Source organism: Streptomyces sp. NPDC094143 (assembly GCF_040303825.1).
Classification (GTDB): domain Bacteria; phylum Actinomycetota; class Actinomycetes; order Streptomycetales; family Streptomycetaceae; genus Streptomyces.
In genome coordinates, this window is the sequence record NZ_JBEOTZ010000023.1 from 130,670 (window position 1) to 144,763 (window position 14,094).

The following is a 14,094-nucleotide window of genomic DNA, read 5'->3' on the forward strand; positions in this document are numbered from 1 at the left end:
GGGACGCCGAGAGAACGAGGAAACCGATGGGTGAACCGTCCGCCGCGGAGCCGGAGCAGCGCGGTGAGCAGACCGGGGAACCGGTCATCGCCACCCGCGCGCTCACCAAGCGCTACCGCGGTGGACAGCTCGCCGTCGACGGTCTGGACCTGACCGTCCCGGCGGGCAGCGTCTTCGGCTTCCTCGGCCCCAACGGCTCCGGCAAGACCACCACCATCCGCATGCTGATGGGCCTGATCGAGCCCACCTCCGGCACGGTGCGGGTCCTCGGGCGGCCCATGCCCGGGGCCACCCGCGCCGTGCTCCCGCACGTCGGCGCCCTCATCGAGGGCCCGGCCCTCTACGGCTTCCTCTCCGGCCGCGACAACCTCCTGCGCTACGACTCCGCCGACCCGGCCGCCGATCCGCGCACCCGGCGGGCCCGGGTCGCCGCCGCCCTGGACCGGGTGGGCCTGACGGCCGCGGCGGGCAAGAAGGCCAAGGCGTACTCGCTCGGCATGAAGCAGCGCCTGGGCCTGGCCGCCGCCCTGCTCCAGCCGCGCCGGCTGCTGGTCCTCGACGAGCCGACCAACGGCCTCGACCCGCAGGGCATGCGCGAGATCCGCACCCTGATCCGCGAACTCGCCTCGGACGGTACGACCGTCTTCCTCTCCTCGCACCTCCTCGACGAGATCGAACAGGTCTGCACGCACGCGGCCGTGATGGCCCAGGGCCGGCTCCTCACCCAGGGCCCGGTCGCCGAGCTGGCCGCCGGGGCGCGCGGCCTGCTGGTGGTGACCACACCGGACGGGGCGGAGGCGGCCCGGGTCCTGAAGGAACAGGGCGTGGGCGACCTCACCGTCACCGGCGACCGGGTGACCGGCGAACCCCCGGACCGCGACCTGGCCGAGGTGAACGCCGCGCTGGTCGCGGCTGGGGTGCGGGTCCGCGGCTTCACGGTCGAACGGGCCTCGCTGGAGGACGCGTTCGTGGCACTGACCGGGGAGGGCTTCGATGTCGCGGGCTGAAGTCGCACGAACCGCAGGGCCGGTGAGCCCGCTGCGGACCTTCGGGCTGCTGCGCAACGAACTCACCACCACCTTCCGGCGCTGGCGCACCCTGGCGCTGCTGGCGGTCCTGGCGGGCGTGCCGGTCCTGGTCGGCGTCGCCGTCAGGATCGAGACGAGCGACGGCTCCTCGCCCGGCGGCGGGGGCGGCGCAGGACCGGCCTTCATCTCGCAGATCACCAACAACGGCCTGTTCCTGGTCTTCACCGCCCTGGCCGCGACCCTGCCGTTCTTCCTGCCGATGGCGGTGGGTGTCGTCGCGGGCGACGCGATCGCCGGCGAGGCCAACGCCGGCACGCTGCGCTATCTGCTGGTCGCCCCGGCCGGCCGCACACGGCTGCTGCTCACCAAGTACGCGACGGTCGTCCTGTTCTGCCTGGTGGCCACCCTGGTGGTCGCCGTCTCGGCCCTGGCGGCCGGCGCGTTGCTCTTCCCGCTCGGCGACCTGACGACCATCTCCGGTACCCGGATCAGCTTCGCCGAAGGCCTGGGCAGAGCCCTGCTGATCGCCCTGGCCGTGGCAGCGTCACTGATCGGCGTGGCGGCGCTCGGCCTGTTCGTGTCGACGCTGACCAACAGCGGCATCGCGGCGATGGCGACGACGGTGGGCCTGCTGATCACGGTCCAGATCCTCGACCAGATCCCGCAACTGCACGCCATCCAGCCGTACTTCTTCTCGCACTACTGGCTGTCCTTCGCCGACCTCATGCGCGAGCCGGTCTACTGGGACGAACTGGCGAAGAACCTCGGGCTGCAGGCGCTGTACGCGGCGGTGTTCGGCACGGCGGCGTGGGCGCGCTTCACGGCGAAGGACATCACGGCCTAGCCGGACCGGCCGGCGGCGGGCCTCACTGCTCGTACAGGAAGCGGGCGAGCGGTGCCTCCTGCGCGAAGAACGTCTTGGCGCGGGCCAGGGCCTCGGTGTCGTTCAGCACGTCGCCGGGCTTGCTGCCGTTGCCGAGCAGCACCCCGCCGAAGCGCATCCCCAGGTAGGCGGCGGAGTTGCTGAGCGTCCCGACGAGCGGGTCGGCGACGACCTCCTCCTCGTGCGCCAGGGCGGTGACACCCCACAGCGTGCGTCCGGCCAGGGTCGCCTTGAAGTCGATCCCGGGCGTGCGCAGCCAGGCGGACCAGTAGTCCAGGTAGCGCTTGGTCTGCGCGGAGACCGAGTACCAGTACAGGGGCGAGGCGATCACGATGTCGGTCGCGGCGAGCGTGGCGTCGAGCAGCAGGGCCGCGCTGCCCTCGGTCGGGCGGACGTGGTCGCTGTCGTGCCGCAGGTCCTCGAAGTCGGGAAGCGGGTGCTCGGTGAGGTCGATCCACTGCTGTTCGACGCCCGGCGGCAGCTGCTCGGCGGCCCGGCGGGCCAGCAGCTCGGTGTTGCCGTCGGCGCGGGCGCTGCCCAGGACGAAAAGGAAGCGGCGGGTCATGGCTGTCCCCTTTGGATATTCGGCGCACATCAATTATGCGCGCTTGCATCATATGCGCACGCAAGTAAATCTGCCAAGGGATGCCGGCCCGCCCCCCGGGGCCTCTCAGCCCTCGCCGCGTGCCTCCGCCTCCCGCGCCACGGCCAGGAGCAGCGCGTCCTGCCCGTGCGGGGCCACGAACTGCAGCCCGGCCGGGCAGCCGTCGCGGCCGAAGCCCGCGGGCAGGCTCAGCGCCGGATGCCCGCTGAGGTTGAAAGCCCAGGTCAGCGAGGTGGAGTAGCGGTCGCCGGGTCCCTCGTGGCCGTGCGGGGCGGTCGGAGCCGTCGGCGTCAGCAGGAGGGGGGCCGCGGCGAACGAGCCGGCCAGCCGCCGGTCGTTCTCCGCCCGGACGCGGTGCGCCGTGGCGAGGCCGGGACCCGGTTCCGGCGTGCTCCCGGGCGGAGTGGCCCCGGGCGTGCGCAGGGCGAGCCACGCGGGCCCGGGGTCCCTCAGCCGCACCGGCTCCCGCGGCCGCACCAGCCGTACGACACCCGCCGCCACGAGCCGTTCGGCCGTCGCCCGGGCCAGGGCGACGGGCTCCGGGTCGGGCCCGGCGAAACCGAGGTCGGGCGACCAGACGGCGGCGACGGGCAGGGGCGGACGAGCAGCCGCCGGTTCACCCGACACCGCCCGCCACCACGCCGCCGCGTCCGCTGCCGAGCGGGCGAGCACGCCCGGTGCGGCCAGGCCCGTGCGGTCGGCGGAGGGGAGCCGTCCGTTCGTGGTCTTCAGCCCGAGCACCCCGCACCAGGCCGCCGGGATCCGCACCGACCCGGCCCCGTCGCCGCCGGTCGCCAGCGGCACCAGCCCGGCCGCCACCGCGACCGCGGCCCCGGCCGACGAGCCGCCCGGCGTCCGGTCGGGCCGCCACGGGTTGACGGTCCGGCCCCGGGCCCCGAGCCCCCAGGTCCGCCACGGCGTTCCCGGCCCCGGCACCGAGGTCGCCCCCACGGCGACGGCACCGGCGGCGAGCAGCGGGCCCGCCGCGCGCAACCCGTGCCGCCCCTTCACGGCGACCGGCACACCGGCCAGCGGCAGCGCCCCGCCCCCGCCCGCGTCCAGCAGCGCGTCCACCTTGGCCGCCCGGCGCAGCGCCTCCTCGTGCCACACCTCGACGAACGCGCACAGCTCCCGGTCGGCCCGGTCGATCCGTTCCAGTGCCGCCGCGACGACATCGACCGCACGCAGCTCCCGGGCACGGACGCCCGCCGCGAGTTCCCCGGCCGACAGTGAAACGGCCGTCAGCGCACCGCTCCCGTCAGCCGGGCCAGAGCCGCCGTCTCGCGCGGCGGACGGCCGAGCTCCCCGAGCCGCCACGCCGGCACCCACGGCACGCGGTACACGTCGATGACCGACTCCAGGGACTTCACCCGCTGGGCGAGCGGACGCGGCAGCCGGCCCGGGGCGTCCGCCACCAGGACGACGGCGTCGAGGTCCAGCTCCGGGGGAGCCTGACCGCGCCGGAACGCCTCCACCGCGCCGGCGACCGTGTCGAGCCCGGCCGCGTGCGTGCGGGCCACCAGCAGCACCGACGGCGGGGCACCGGCACCGGGCCAGGCGCGGCCGCTGTCATGGCCGCCGTAGACCGCGGCGAGCGTGGAGACGCCCGCCCCGCCGTGCGTGCCGACCCAGGAGAAACGCCGTGCCGCGGCATGGTCGTGCGCGGGCTCGGGACCGCCCGGATCCGGGCCGGCCACCGGGGGCCGGAGCCAGATCTCCGGTCCCTGTCGCATGCCTGTGTGCATGCCCTTCTCCTCCCTCGTGCACCCGGTCCTCATGCCCTGCGGAACGACCCGTTCGGGCGCACGGGCCTTGGGACGAGCCTGTGACACCCCGGTGACGTGAGAAACGGGGGCGAGCGGACACACTCGACACTAGGTGTACGACGCCCAGTGAGGGGACGATGTCGCGACTCAGCCGCGAGAAGAAGCGGGAACAGAAGCAGGCCGCACACGCGGCGACCCCGGCGGCGCCGATCGACGTCCACGTCCCCGGGTCCGGAGCGAGCGCGGCGTCCGAGGGCGCCTCGGTCGGCGGCGTCCGCGTCTTCGCGGCCCCCGGCGAGGAGATCCAGCAGGCCGTCCTCGGCCGCCTGCACCACATCGCCCTGGCCACGGGCCATGCCGTCCTCGCCACGGTCCACGACGAACGCATCGGCTACGTCGTCCCGCTCCGTGTCGACCCGGACGGCTCCAGCCACTTCACAGCCGAACCGACCCGCACGATCCCACCAACGCCTGGAAATCCGCCTGTGACCGGTCCGGCGCACACGTCTTCGGCCGGGCCGGTGCAGACGCCTTCGGCCGGGCCCGAGAGCCCGCATTCGGTGGGGTCGGCGCACGCGGCTTCGGCCGGGCCCGTCCACACGCCTCCGGTCGGGCCCGTCCACACGCCTCCGCCCAGTCCGGCGCACGCGTCTTCGGCCGGGTCCGGGAGTTCGCCTTTGGCCGGGCCGGTGCACGCGGTAGCCCCGGGCGGGCCGGCCGGCCCGGAGTCCGGGGAGCCCGCGCGCCCGACGTCCGCCGGGCCGGTGTCCATGCCCCCGGCGGGGCCGGTGCACGCTGCCCAGGCCGGGCCCTCGCGCCCGGCTTCCGCCGAGACCTCGGGCCCGAATGCCGCCGAGTCGGTATCCACGCCCCCGGCCGGGCCAAAGCGGCCCGAGAGTGACCGGGCCACGCACGTCCTGCGCCCCGTGCAGGATCCGGGGCGCGGCACCACCCCGACGTTTCCGCTGCGGTCGGTGCCCGAGCCGCAGCCGGCGGACGGGCCCGTACCGACGTTCGAGCTGCGCGCCGTACAGGAGCCCGCATCGCAGGACGCGCCCCCGGCCGCGCCGCAGGGCACGCCCCCGACACCGTGGGACGCGCCCCCACCGCTGGGCTCGGTCTCGACCGTGCCGCAGGACGCGACGCACCCGGCCGCGGCACCGCAGGACACACCTCCGGCCGCCGCGCGAGGCATGATGCCGGGCGGGTCCGCGGTGCCCGGGACCGTCGTGCCGCCCACCGGGGCGTTCGGTCCGCCGCCGCCCATGGACGCGCGGCCCCTGCCCGTGCCGGGGGCCGGACCCGGGCCCCGGCCCGAGCCGATTCCGGAGGCCGCCCTGCTCGCCGCCGACCCCGACCCCAAGCCCACCCCCGCCCGCGGCTTCGACGCCGTCGCGGAGGCCGTGCTCGGGGACGAACCCCTCGGCGTCCCGGGCGACCCCGCCGCACCCGCGCTCCTCGCGGAGCCGGTCGCGCGGATCAACGAGGCCGTGAAGGAGGGCCGGATCGAGGCGGCGGCCGACCTGGCGGACCGGACCGTCGCACAGGCGTCGGGGACGCTGGGACCGGAGCACCCGGAGGTGCTCCGGCTGCGCGAACTGACCGCCTACATCGCCTACCTGGCCGGTGACCCGCTCCGCGCCTTCCACCTCTCGCTCGACCTGGCCGGTGCCCGGCGCCGGGCCGGTGACGCGGAGGGCGCCTACGGCAACGTGCGGAGCGCGGCCACGTCCTGGCGGGCGGTGCGCGATCCGGCCCTGGGACTGGAACTCGGGCGCGACCTGGTCGGCCTGTGGACCGAGCTGGCCTCCGCGGGCGGCCCCGCCGCCGAGGAGATCGAGGAGCTGGAGTCGGCCCGCGCCCGCATGGGCCGCCTCACCGCACGCGTCCGCGAGCGGTGAGGCGGGCCCGGAGGCTACTGCGACAGTTCCCACACCGCGTGGGCGAGGGCGTCGCTGTTGCGGTCGAGGGCCGTGTCGTTGATGTTGGCGGTGGTGTCGCAGGAGGAGTGGTAGCAGCGGTCGAAGGCCTGCCCCGCCGTACCGCCCCACTTGGCCGCCTGTGCCGCCGTCTTCGCGCGGCCGGCCCCGGTGAACAGGCCGCCCACCGGAACGCCCGCGCTCTTGAAGGGCGCGTGGTCGGAGCGGCCGTCGCCCTCGGTCTCGATCTCCGTCGGGACGCCGATGCCGGTGAAGTAGTTCTTGAACGTCTTCTCGATCGCCGGGTCGTCGTCGTAGACGAAGTAACCCGGGTTCGGGGACCCGATCATGTCGAAGTTCAGGTAGGCGCTGATCCGTGAACGGTCGCCGGTGGCCAGCCGGTTGACGTAGTAGCGGGAGCCGACCAGGCCGAGCTCCTCGGCACCCCACCAGGCGAACCGCAGGTGCTTGGTGGGCTTGTACTGCGCCCGGGACACGGCGAGGGCGGTCTCCAGGACGGCGGACGAGCCGGACCCGTTGTCGTTGATGCCGGGTCCGGAGGAGACGCTGTCGAGGTGGGAACCGGCCATCACGACCTGGTTGGCGTCGCCGCCCGGCCAGTCGGCGATCAGGTTGTAGCCGGTGCGGCCGGAGGCGGTGAACTGCTGGACGGTCGTGGTGTATCCGGCCGCGTCCAGCCTGGCCTTGAGGTAGTCGAGCGAGGCCTTGTAGCCGGCGCGGCCGTGCGCGCGGTTGCCGCCGTTGGCGGTGGCTATGGACTGCAGCTGGGAGAGGTGGGCCTTGACGTTCGCCACCGGTATGTCCGGCGCGGCGGCCGCTCGGGTGGGAGCGGAGGACGCGGCGTCGGCCACGGCACCGCCGGTCAGCAGCATGGCGGTCGCCATGCCACCCGCCGCGACGGCGCGCGCGGAAACGGAGAGCTTCATGTGGGGGCTCCGGATTCCCTTGGGGCCGCCCGTGGGGTGCCACGGGCGGCCCACAGTGAATGGGGTGCCTGGATGGTGAAGCTGGTACTGACTCTCCGTCAAGACGTGGATCCGGCCACGGCGTTGACGTCCGCGCGTTGACGTCCGCGCGTTGACGTCCGCGCGCCGACACCCGCGCGTGCACCGTCCGCCGTCACTGCACGCAGAACTCGTTGCCCTCCGGGTCCGCCATCACGAGCCACTCGCCGCCCTGCTCCGTCACCCGCCGCAGCACGCGCGCCCCGAGCTCCTCCAGCCGGGCGGCCTCCTCCTCGCGCCGCCCCTCGCCCGGGTGCAGATCGAGGTGCAGCCGGTTCTTGCCCGTCTTGGCCTCCGGCACCCGCTGGAACAGCAGCCGCCGTCCGAGCCCGGTCCCGCTCTCCTCCTCGAACGGGTCCCCGGGGTGCCGTACGGCGATCAGATCCCGGAAGGCGCGGCGGCCGTGGAACTCGACCGTGGCCTCCTCGGGCAGGGCACCGAAGCCGAGCAGCCGCTCGATGAGGGCGCTGTTGTCCTCGACCTCGTACCGCAGCGCGGCGGCCCAGAAGTCGGCCTGCGCGTGCGGGTCGTTCGCGTCGATGACGATCTTCCAGTGGACGGGGGTGGGCGATGCCGGTGGCTGCGTCATGTAGTCACTTGTACTGGTCGGGTCAGCGAACGCGCAGGGAAAACGCCGGGACTCCGGAGCCCTCGCCCGCCGGGAGGCGCTGCACGGGCCCGCCGGCCCGGTCGCCTGGGCCGGGTGCAGCCGGCTGCCGGACGGGCTGGACCTCACCGTCTCCGCCGCGGAACCGGCACTGGCGCGCACCCTGCGCGACGCCCTGTTCCCGCTCGCCGCCGACCGCGCCCACGGCCGCCGCCGACGCCCACCCGCCTGGCCGCCGCCGACGCCCGCCCGCCTGGCCGTCGTCGACGCGCCGCGGCCGGGCCCGGGCTCGTCGCCCGTATCGAACCGGACGGCAGCCGTGCGCCGGGCCCCGGGCCACCGGCTCACAGTTGGTCGCCACGGTCGTCACGGTCGCCACGGTCACCCGCGACGCCGTCGACCTGTTCGCCGGGCGCTGCGCCGACCGCGTCCGTGACTGCGGCGCCGACACCTGCCACCTGCTCTTCGTCGACACCTCCCGCCCGGGCCGCCGCCGGTGCGCGACGGAGCACCGCGGCCAGCGCGAGAAGGTCCGGGCACACCGCGCCCGCCGGGCCGCTACGGCGACGTGGCCCGCGCGGCCCGCTCCTCGCGCGCGTCGTAGGCGGTCCGGGCCGCCGCGATCTCCTCTTGGTGCTCCTCGGTCCAGGTCACCAGGGACTGGATCGTGGTGTGCAGCGTCCTGCCGAGGGAGGTCAGCTCGTACTCGACGCGCGGCGGCACCACCGGATGCACCGTGCGCTTCACCAGCCCGTCCCGCTCCAGCGAGCGCAGCGTCACGGTGAGCATCCGCTGGCTGACCCCGTCGATCTCCCGGCGCAGCTCGGTGAAGCGCAGCCGCCGGTTCTCCAGCAGCGCGATGACCAGCAGCGACCACTTGTCGGCGATCCGGTCGAGGATCTGCCGGACCTGGCAGTCCTCGCGGGTGTCCCACTGGAAGGGGTCGGCGTCGCCGTGGTCCACGGTGCTCGCGCAGTTACTCGGTGACTTCGAAGTGCCTTCTTCCATGTCCGCCGATGCTGCCGCAGGGTGGTCGTGGTTACAAGGGGGAACCGACCCTCACTTGTGTAACCGCCCTTTCCCAGAGGAGTGTTGACTCATGGGCACGCGTGCCTGGGCGTTGCTGCTCGTCCTGTGCGGGACGATCTTCCTGGAGGGCGCCGACGTCGCGATGATGGCGGTGGCGATCCCGGCCATCCGCTCCGATCTGGGCCTTGCCACCGGCACGGCGGCCTGGGTGCTGAGCGCCTACGTGCTCGGATACGCCGGCTTCACCCTCCTCGGCGGCCGCGCCGCCGACCTGCTCGGCCGGCGGCGGATGTTCCTGCTCTGGCTGACCGTCTTCCTCGCCTTCTCCGGACTCGGCGGCCTCGCGACGGACGGCTGGATGCTGATCGTCGCGCGCTTCGTCACCGGCGTCGCCGCCGCGTTCATGACCCCGGCCGCGCTCTCCCTGATCACCACGTCCTACGAGGAGGGGCCGAAGCGCAACAAGGCCCTGCTGGTCTTCGCCGGGACCGGCGCGGCCGGTTTCTCCCTCGGCCTGGTGATCGGCGGTCTGCTCACCGAGCTCGGCTGGCGCTGGGTGTTCTTCGCACCCGTGCTGCTGACCGCCGCCCTGCTCGTCGCGGCCGTGCGCCTGGTGCCCCGGCGGGACGCCCCGCCCGCGCGGAGGCGCACCTTCGACCTGCCCGGCGCGATCACCGCCGCCGGTGCCATGCTGCTGGCCGCCTACACCGTCGTCCGCCTGGAGCACGGCCTGGCCGACTGGCCGCTCACCCTGGTCTCGGGAGCCGCTGCCCTGCTCCTGGCCGGTGCCTTCGTCGCGTTCGAGCGCCGCTGCCCGGACCCGCTCGTGCGCCTCGGCATCCTGCGCAAGGGCCCGGTCGTCCGCGCCGACCTGGGGGCGCTGCTCTTCCTCGGCGCCTTCTTCGGCTTCCAGTTCGTCGTCACGCTCTACCTGCAGGAACTGCGCGGCTGGTCCTCCCTGCAGACCGCCGTCGCCCTGATCGTCATGGGCGTCGACGCGGTCCTCGCGCCGACGCTCACCCCGCGGCTGGTCGCCCGCTTCGGCAACGCCCGGGTGATCCTCGGCGGATTCCTCCTGGGAGTGGCCGCCTACGCCCTGTTCCTGCCGGTCGGCCTGGACTGGTCCTACGCGATGATGTTCCCGACGCTGCTGCTGTCCGGCCTGGCGTTCGCCCTGGCCTACGGGCCGCTGACGATCGCGGCGACGGACGGGGTCGAGGAGGCGGAGCAGGGCCTGGCCGGCGGGCTGCTGACCACGGCGACGCAGTTCGGTTCCGCCATCGGCATCTCGGCGGTGACGGCGGTCTACGGCCTGGCGTCCACCGGGTCCGGCCCCGAGGCCACGCTGTCGGCCTTCCGCGCGGCGCTGATCGTGCCGGTCGTCCTGGTGGTGCTGGGCGCGCTGATCTCGGTGGTCAGCGCGCGGGAGGCCCGGCGGGCGGTGCGCAGCGCGTCCCCGGTGAGCAGCGCCAGCGCCAGCCACACCAGCGCGAAGCCGGCCCAGCGCTCCGGCGGCATCTCCTCGTGGAAGTAGAAGACGCCGAGCAGGAACTGGAAGACGGGCGTCATGTACTGCAGCAGGCCGATGGTGGACAGGGGTACGCGGATGGCGGCCGCACCGAAGCAGACCAGGGGGAGCGCGGTGACGATCCCGGCCGAGGCGAGCAGGGCTGCGTGCCCCGCACCCTCGGCGGCGAAGGTCGCCTCGCCCTGCGTGCCCAGCCACACCAGGAAGCCGAGCGCGGGCAGGAACTGGATCGCGGTCTCGGCGGCCAGCGACTCGACGCCGCCGAGGTTCACCTTCTTCTTCACCAGCCCGTAGGTCGCGAAGGAGAAGGCGAGGCAGAGGGAGATCCACGGCAGCCGGCCGTAGCCGATGGTCAGCACCACGACCGCCGCGCAGCCGGTGCCGACTGCCGCCCACTGCACCGGCCGCAGCCGCTCCTTGAGCAGCAGCACGCCGATCGCGATGGTGACCAGCGGGTTGATGAAGTACCCGAGTGAGGCCTCGACGACGTGCCCGGAGTTCACGGCCCAGATGTACAGGCCCCAGTTGACGGTGATCACCGTCGCGGCGATCGTGATCAGGCCCAGCTTGCGCGGCTGCCGCAGCAGTTCGCCCGCCCAGGCCCAGCGGCGCAGCACGAGCAGTGCGGCGCCGACGAAGACCAGCGACCACACCATCCGGTGGGCCAGGATCTCCGTCGCTCCCGCCGGCTTCAGCAGGGGCCAGTACAGGGGGACCAGGCCCCACATGCCGTAGGCCGCGAAGCCGTTCAGCAGTCCTATGTGCCGCTCACCCCTCGGCTTGCGCGTCACGGGCCTCTCCTTCGCACGTCCTGTCCGCGTGCTCGACGGTAACGCCGAGCACCCCCGGCTGTCATGCCCGTATCGGCATACGGTCATGACAACAGGGGGTCGGGGCTCCGGACGCCCGCGCGGGCGTCAGCCCCTGAGCGCGGCGGCGACGGCCGCGGAGAGCGGAGTGGTGGGGCGGCCGGCCAGCCGGGACAGGTCGCCGGTGGAGACGACGAGCTCGCCCTTCTCGATGGAGGCGTCGACACCCGCGAGGGTCCGCGCGAGCGGCTCCGGCAGGCCCGCGCCGGTCAGGATGGAGGCCAGGTTCTCGGTGGAGACGGGCTGGTAGGCGATCTCCCGGCCGGTCTGCCCGCTCAGCTCGGCCGCGTACTCGGCGAAGCTCCAGGCGGTGTCGCCGCCCAGCTCGTAGGTCTTGTTCTCGTGGCCCTCACCGATCAGTACGGCGACGGCGGCGGCGGCGTAGTCGGCCCGGGAGGCGGAGGAGACCCTGCCCTCGCCGGCCGCGGCGACGACCGCGTTGTGCTCCAGCACCGGGGCGAGGTTCTCGGTGTAGTTCTCGTGGTACCAGCCGTTGCGCAGCAGCGCGTAGGGCACGCCGGAGCCCAGCAGGAGCTCCTCGGTGCCGCGGTGGTCGTCGGCGAGCGCGGCGGTCAGGGTGCCCAGGGCGCTGGTGTAGGCGAGCAGGGCGACACCGGCCGCCCCGGCGGCGTCGATGACGACCTTGTGCTGCTGCACGCGGCCCTTGTCGAACTCGTTGCCGGAGATCAGCAGCACCTTGTCACCGGCGGAGAACAGGCCGTCGAAGGAGGCGGGGGAGTTGTAGTCGGCGAGGGCGATCCGGACGCCGCGCTCCGCGAGGTCGGCGGCCTTGTCCGCGTTGCGCACGACCGCGGTGATCTGCCCGGCCGGGACCTTCTCCAGCAGCTGCTCCACGACGTGACGGCCGAGGTGTCCGGTGGCTCCGGTGACGATGATGCTCATGGTGAGGACTCTCCTTGTGGGGTGCGGTGGCACTAACCATAGGAGAAGCGCTAACTAGGGGAAAGTACCCACTTTGAAGTAAGGTACTGGCATGACAGTAAGCATCAACGAGGCGCTGTGCCCGCACCGGCTCGTCCTGGAGCACGTCACCAGCCGCTGGGGCGTGCTCGTGCTGATCGAGCTCTTGGACCGCCCGCACCGCTTCAGCGAGCTGCGCCGGGCGATCGGCGCACAGGGCGGCCGCAACGTCAGCGAGAAGATGCTCACCCAGACCCTGCAGACCCTGGAGCGCGACGGCCTGGTCCACCGCGACGCCAAGCCCGTCATCCCGCCGCGTGTCGACTACTCGCTCACCGGCCTCGGTCGCGAGGCCGCCGAACAGGTCCGGGCCCTCGCGCAGTGGACGCGTGACCGCATGGACGACGTGGAGCAGGCGCGCCGGGCGTACGACGAGGCCCGGGCCGCCTCGTAGCGGTCCCGGGCCCCTCGGGTCCTGCGGCCTGGTCAGCCGACGACGGTCCAGGTGTCGCCGCCCGCCAGCAGCGCGGCCAGGTCGCCCTTGCCGTGCTGCTCGATGGCGCGGTCCAGCTGGTCGGCCATCTGCGTGTCGTAGACGGGCCGGTCGACCGAGCGGAACACACCGATCGGCGTGTGGTGCAGGGTGTCCGGATCGGCGAGCCGGGACAGCGCGAACGCCGTGGTCGGGGACGGGGAGTGCGCGTCGTGGACGAGGATCCGCCCCTCGTTCTCCGGCGTCACGGCGACCACCTTCAGATCCCCGGTCAGCTCGTCGCGCACGACGCCCCTGCCCAGGTCGGCCCCGAACCGGATGGGCTTGCCGTGCTCCAGGCGGATCACGGCCTCCTCGGCCTGCTGCTTGTCCTTCAGGGCGTCGAAGGCGCCGTCGTTGAAGATGTTGCAGTTCTGGTAGATCTCGATCAGCGCAGTGCCCTGGTGGGCGGAGGCCTGGCGCAGCACCTCCGTCAGGTGCTTGCGGTCGGAGTCCACCGTCCGCGCCACGAACGACGCCTCCGCGCCGATCGCCAGCGACACCGGGTTGAACGGCGCGTCCAGCGAGCCCATCGGCGTCGACTTGGTGATCTTCCCGACCTCGGAGGTCGGCGAGTACTGGCCCTTGGTCAGACCGTAGATCCGGTTGTTGAACAGCAGGATCTTGAGGTTGACGTTGCGGCGCAGGGCGTGGATGAGGTGGTTGCCGCCGATGGACAGGGCGTCGCCGTCACCGGTGACCACCCACACCGACAGATCGCGGCGCGAGCCGGCCAGCCCCGTGGCGATGGCCGGGGCGCGGCCGTGGATGGAGTGCATCCCGTAGGTGTTCATGTAGTACGGGAAGCGGGACGAGCAGCCGATGCCCGAGACGAAGACGATGTTCTCCTTCGCCAGCCCCAGCTCGGGCATGAAGCCCTGCACGGCGGCCAGGATCGCGTAGTCGCCGCAGCCCGGGCACCAGCGCACTTCCTGATCGGACTTGAAGTCCTTCATCGACTGCCTGGCCTCGGCCTTGGGGACCAGGGACAGCGCCTCGACGGTGCCGGTGCCTTGCGAAGTCGTCTCAGCCATCGATGGCCTCCTTCAGAGCCGCGGCGAGCTGCTCCGCCTTGAACGGCATGCCGTTGACCTGGTTGTACGAGTGGGCGTCGACCAGGTACTTCGCCCGGACGAGCGTGGCGAGCTGCCCGAGGTTCATCTCGGGGATCACCACCTTGTCGTAACGCTCCAGCACGGAGCCCAGATTCCGCGGGAAGGGGTTGAGGTGGCGCAGGTGCGCCTGCGCCACCGACTCCCCGGCCCTGCGCAGCCGCCGCACCGCCGCTGTGATCGGTCCGTAGGTGGAGCCCCAGCCGAGGACCAGGATCCGGGCGCCGTCCGGGTCGTCGACCTCCAGGTCCGGGACGTCGATGCCGTCGAC

The 14,094-nt window shown here is 73.4% G+C and carries 13 protein-coding genes and 3 pseudogenes; 6 read left to right on the forward strand and 10 right to left on the reverse strand.

From position 1 onward, the window contains the following. The first annotated feature begins 26 nt into the window (after window positions 1-26). Both ABTZ58_RS26790 and ABTZ58_RS26795 read left to right on the forward strand, forming a co-directional pair. Window positions 27-1,007, forward strand: a complete 981-nt coding sequence (locus ABTZ58_RS26790; RefSeq protein ID WP_351361646.1) for an ABC transporter ATP-binding protein — start codon at window positions 27-29, stop codon at window positions 1,005-1,007. After that, the gene (locus tag ABTZ58_RS26795; RefSeq protein WP_351361649.1) at window positions 994-1,872 is read left to right on the forward strand and encodes an ABC transporter permease; all 879 of its coding nucleotides are present in this window, start codon (window positions 994-996) and stop codon (window positions 1,870-1,872) included. The genes ABTZ58_RS26790 and ABTZ58_RS26795 overlap by 14 nt, the downstream gene beginning before the upstream one ends. A gap of 22 nt (window positions 1,873-1,894) precedes the next feature. Here the strand turns inward: ABTZ58_RS26795 and ABTZ58_RS26800 are convergent, their stop codons facing one another. The 3 genes from ABTZ58_RS26800 to ABTZ58_RS26810 all read right to left on the reverse strand — a co-directional run bounded on the left by ABTZ58_RS26800 (window position 1,895) and on the right by ABTZ58_RS26810 (window position 4,260). Further along, the gene (locus tag ABTZ58_RS26800; RefSeq protein WP_351361652.1) at window positions 1,895-2,476 is read right to left on the reverse strand and encodes a flavodoxin family protein; all 582 of its coding nucleotides are present in this window, start codon (window positions 2,474-2,476) and stop codon (window positions 1,895-1,897) included. 105 nt (window positions 2,477-2,581) lie between these two features. Continuing rightward, on the reverse strand, window positions 2,582-3,703 hold the full coding sequence (locus ABTZ58_RS26805) for an amidase family protein (protein WP_351361697.1): 1,122 nt from the start codon (window positions 3,701-3,703) through the stop codon (window positions 2,582-2,584). Between the two features lie 53 nt (window positions 3,704-3,756). Continuing rightward, a complete protein-coding gene (locus ABTZ58_RS26810; RefSeq protein WP_351361655.1) occupies window positions 3,757-4,260 on the reverse strand; it encodes a DUF6668 family protein in 504 nt (167 codons plus the stop codon). A gap of 158 nt (window positions 4,261-4,418) precedes the next feature. Here ABTZ58_RS26810 and ABTZ58_RS26815 point away from each other — a divergent pair, with 158 nt between their 5' ends. After that, complete coding sequence (locus ABTZ58_RS26815; protein ID WP_351361658.1) at window positions 4,419-6,182, forward strand: tetratricopeptide repeat protein; 1,764 nt, start codon at window positions 4,419-4,421, stop codon at window positions 6,180-6,182. Window positions 6,183-6,196: 14 nt separating this feature from the next. Here ABTZ58_RS26815 and ABTZ58_RS26820 read toward each other — a convergent pair whose 3' ends face one another. Next, window positions 6,197-7,147, reverse strand: a complete 951-nt coding sequence (locus ABTZ58_RS26820) for a M28 family metallopeptidase (protein ID WP_351361661.1) — start codon at window positions 7,145-7,147, stop codon at window positions 6,197-6,199. Between the two features lie 193 nt (window positions 7,148-7,340). Then, on the reverse strand, window positions 7,341-7,814 hold the full coding sequence (locus ABTZ58_RS26825; protein WP_351361663.1) for a VOC family protein: 474 nt from the start codon (window positions 7,812-7,814) through the stop codon (window positions 7,341-7,343). On the opposite strand from ABTZ58_RS26825, the pseudogene ABTZ58_RS26830 reads away from it, so the two are divergent. Next, window positions 7,796-8,326: pseudogene (locus tag ABTZ58_RS26830) on the forward strand (CGNR zinc finger domain-containing protein); the annotation flags it as partial. The gene ABTZ58_RS26825 and the pseudogene ABTZ58_RS26830 sit on opposite strands and share 19 nt — an antisense overlap. 64 nt (window positions 8,327-8,390) lie before the next feature. Here the strand turns inward: ABTZ58_RS26830 and ABTZ58_RS26835 are convergent. Further along, on the reverse strand, window positions 8,391-8,840 hold the full coding sequence (locus ABTZ58_RS26835; protein WP_351361666.1) for a winged helix-turn-helix transcriptional regulator: 450 nt from the start codon (window positions 8,838-8,840) through the stop codon (window positions 8,391-8,393). Between the two features lie 166 nt (window positions 8,841-9,006). Between ABTZ58_RS26835 and ABTZ58_RS26840 the strand changes: the two are divergent. Beyond that, a pseudogene (locus ABTZ58_RS26840) lies at window positions 9,007-10,086 on the forward strand (MFS transporter); the annotation flags it as partial. A gap of 80 nt (window positions 10,087-10,166) precedes the next feature. Here ABTZ58_RS26840 and rarD read toward each other — a convergent pair. After that, the gene (gene rarD / locus ABTZ58_RS26845) at window positions 10,167-11,180 is read right to left on the reverse strand and encodes an EamA family transporter RarD (RefSeq protein ID WP_351361669.1); all 1,014 of its coding nucleotides are present in this window, start codon (window positions 11,178-11,180) and stop codon (window positions 10,167-10,169) included. 126 nt (window positions 11,181-11,306) lie between these two features. Beyond that, complete coding sequence (locus ABTZ58_RS26850; protein WP_351361672.1) at window positions 11,307-12,161, reverse strand: NAD(P)H-binding protein; 855 nt, start codon at window positions 12,159-12,161, stop codon at window positions 11,307-11,309. A 91-nt stretch (window positions 12,162-12,252) separates the two neighbouring features. Here ABTZ58_RS26850 and ABTZ58_RS26855 point away from each other — a divergent pair, with 91 nt between their 5' ends. Beyond that, window positions 12,253-12,633: a winged helix-turn-helix transcriptional regulator gene (locus ABTZ58_RS26855; RefSeq protein ID WP_351361674.1), complete on the forward strand. Its 381-nt coding sequence runs from the start codon at window positions 12,253-12,255 to the stop codon at window positions 12,631-12,633. A 32-nt stretch (window positions 12,634-12,665) separates the two neighbouring features. Here the strand turns inward: ABTZ58_RS26855 and ABTZ58_RS26860 are convergent, their stop codons facing one another. Together ABTZ58_RS26860 and ABTZ58_RS26865 are read right to left on the reverse strand one after the other, a co-directional pair. Then, on the reverse strand, window positions 12,666-13,745 hold the full coding sequence (locus ABTZ58_RS26860) for a 2-oxoacid:ferredoxin oxidoreductase subunit beta (protein WP_351361677.1): 1,080 nt from the start codon (window positions 13,743-13,745) through the stop codon (window positions 12,666-12,668). Further along, a pseudogene (locus ABTZ58_RS26865) lies at window positions 13,738-14,094 on the reverse strand (2-oxoacid:acceptor oxidoreductase subunit alpha); the annotation flags it as partial. The pseudogene ABTZ58_RS26865 and the gene ABTZ58_RS26860, both read right to left, overlap by 8 nt.

Excerpts from the sequence above, each read along its gene's own strand:
- ABTZ58_RS26855 (WP_351361674.1), top strand. The coding sequence starts at position 12,253 with ATGACAGTAAGCATCAACGAGGCGCTGTGCCCGCACCGGCTCGTCCTG.
- ABTZ58_RS26795 (WP_351361649.1), top strand. The coding sequence starts at position 994 with ATGTCGCGGGCTGAAGTCGCACGAACCGCAGGGCCGGTGAGCCCGCTG.
- ABTZ58_RS26820 (WP_351361661.1), bottom strand. The coding sequence starts at position 7,147 with ATGAAGCTCTCCGTTTCCGCGCGCGCCGTCGCGGCGGGTGGCATGGCG.
- ABTZ58_RS26800 (WP_351361652.1), bottom strand. The coding sequence starts at position 2,476 with ATGACCCGCCGCTTCCTTTTCGTCCTGGGCAGCGCCCGCGCCGACGGC.
- ABTZ58_RS26835 (WP_351361666.1), bottom strand. The coding sequence starts at position 8,840 with ATGGAAGAAGGCACTTCGAAGTCACCGAGTAACTGCGCGAGCACCGTG.
- ABTZ58_RS26790 (WP_351361646.1), top strand. The coding sequence starts at position 27 with ATGGGTGAACCGTCCGCCGCGGAGCCGGAGCAGCGCGGTGAGCAGACC.
- ABTZ58_RS26825 (WP_351361663.1), bottom strand. The coding sequence starts at position 7,814 with ATGACGCAGCCACCGGCATCGCCCACCCCCGTCCACTGGAAGATCGTC.
- ABTZ58_RS26850 (WP_351361672.1), bottom strand. The coding sequence starts at position 12,161 with ATGAGCATCATCGTCACCGGAGCCACCGGACACCTCGGCCGTCACGTC.
- ABTZ58_RS26815 (WP_351361658.1), top strand. The coding sequence starts at position 4,419 with ATGTCGCGACTCAGCCGCGAGAAGAAGCGGGAACAGAAGCAGGCCGCA.
- ABTZ58_RS26810 (WP_351361655.1), bottom strand. The coding sequence starts at position 4,260 with ATGCACACAGGCATGCGACAGGGACCGGAGATCTGGCTCCGGCCCCCG.
- ABTZ58_RS26860 (WP_351361677.1), bottom strand. The coding sequence starts at position 13,745 with ATGGCTGAGACGACTTCGCAAGGCACCGGCACCGTCGAGGCGCTGTCC.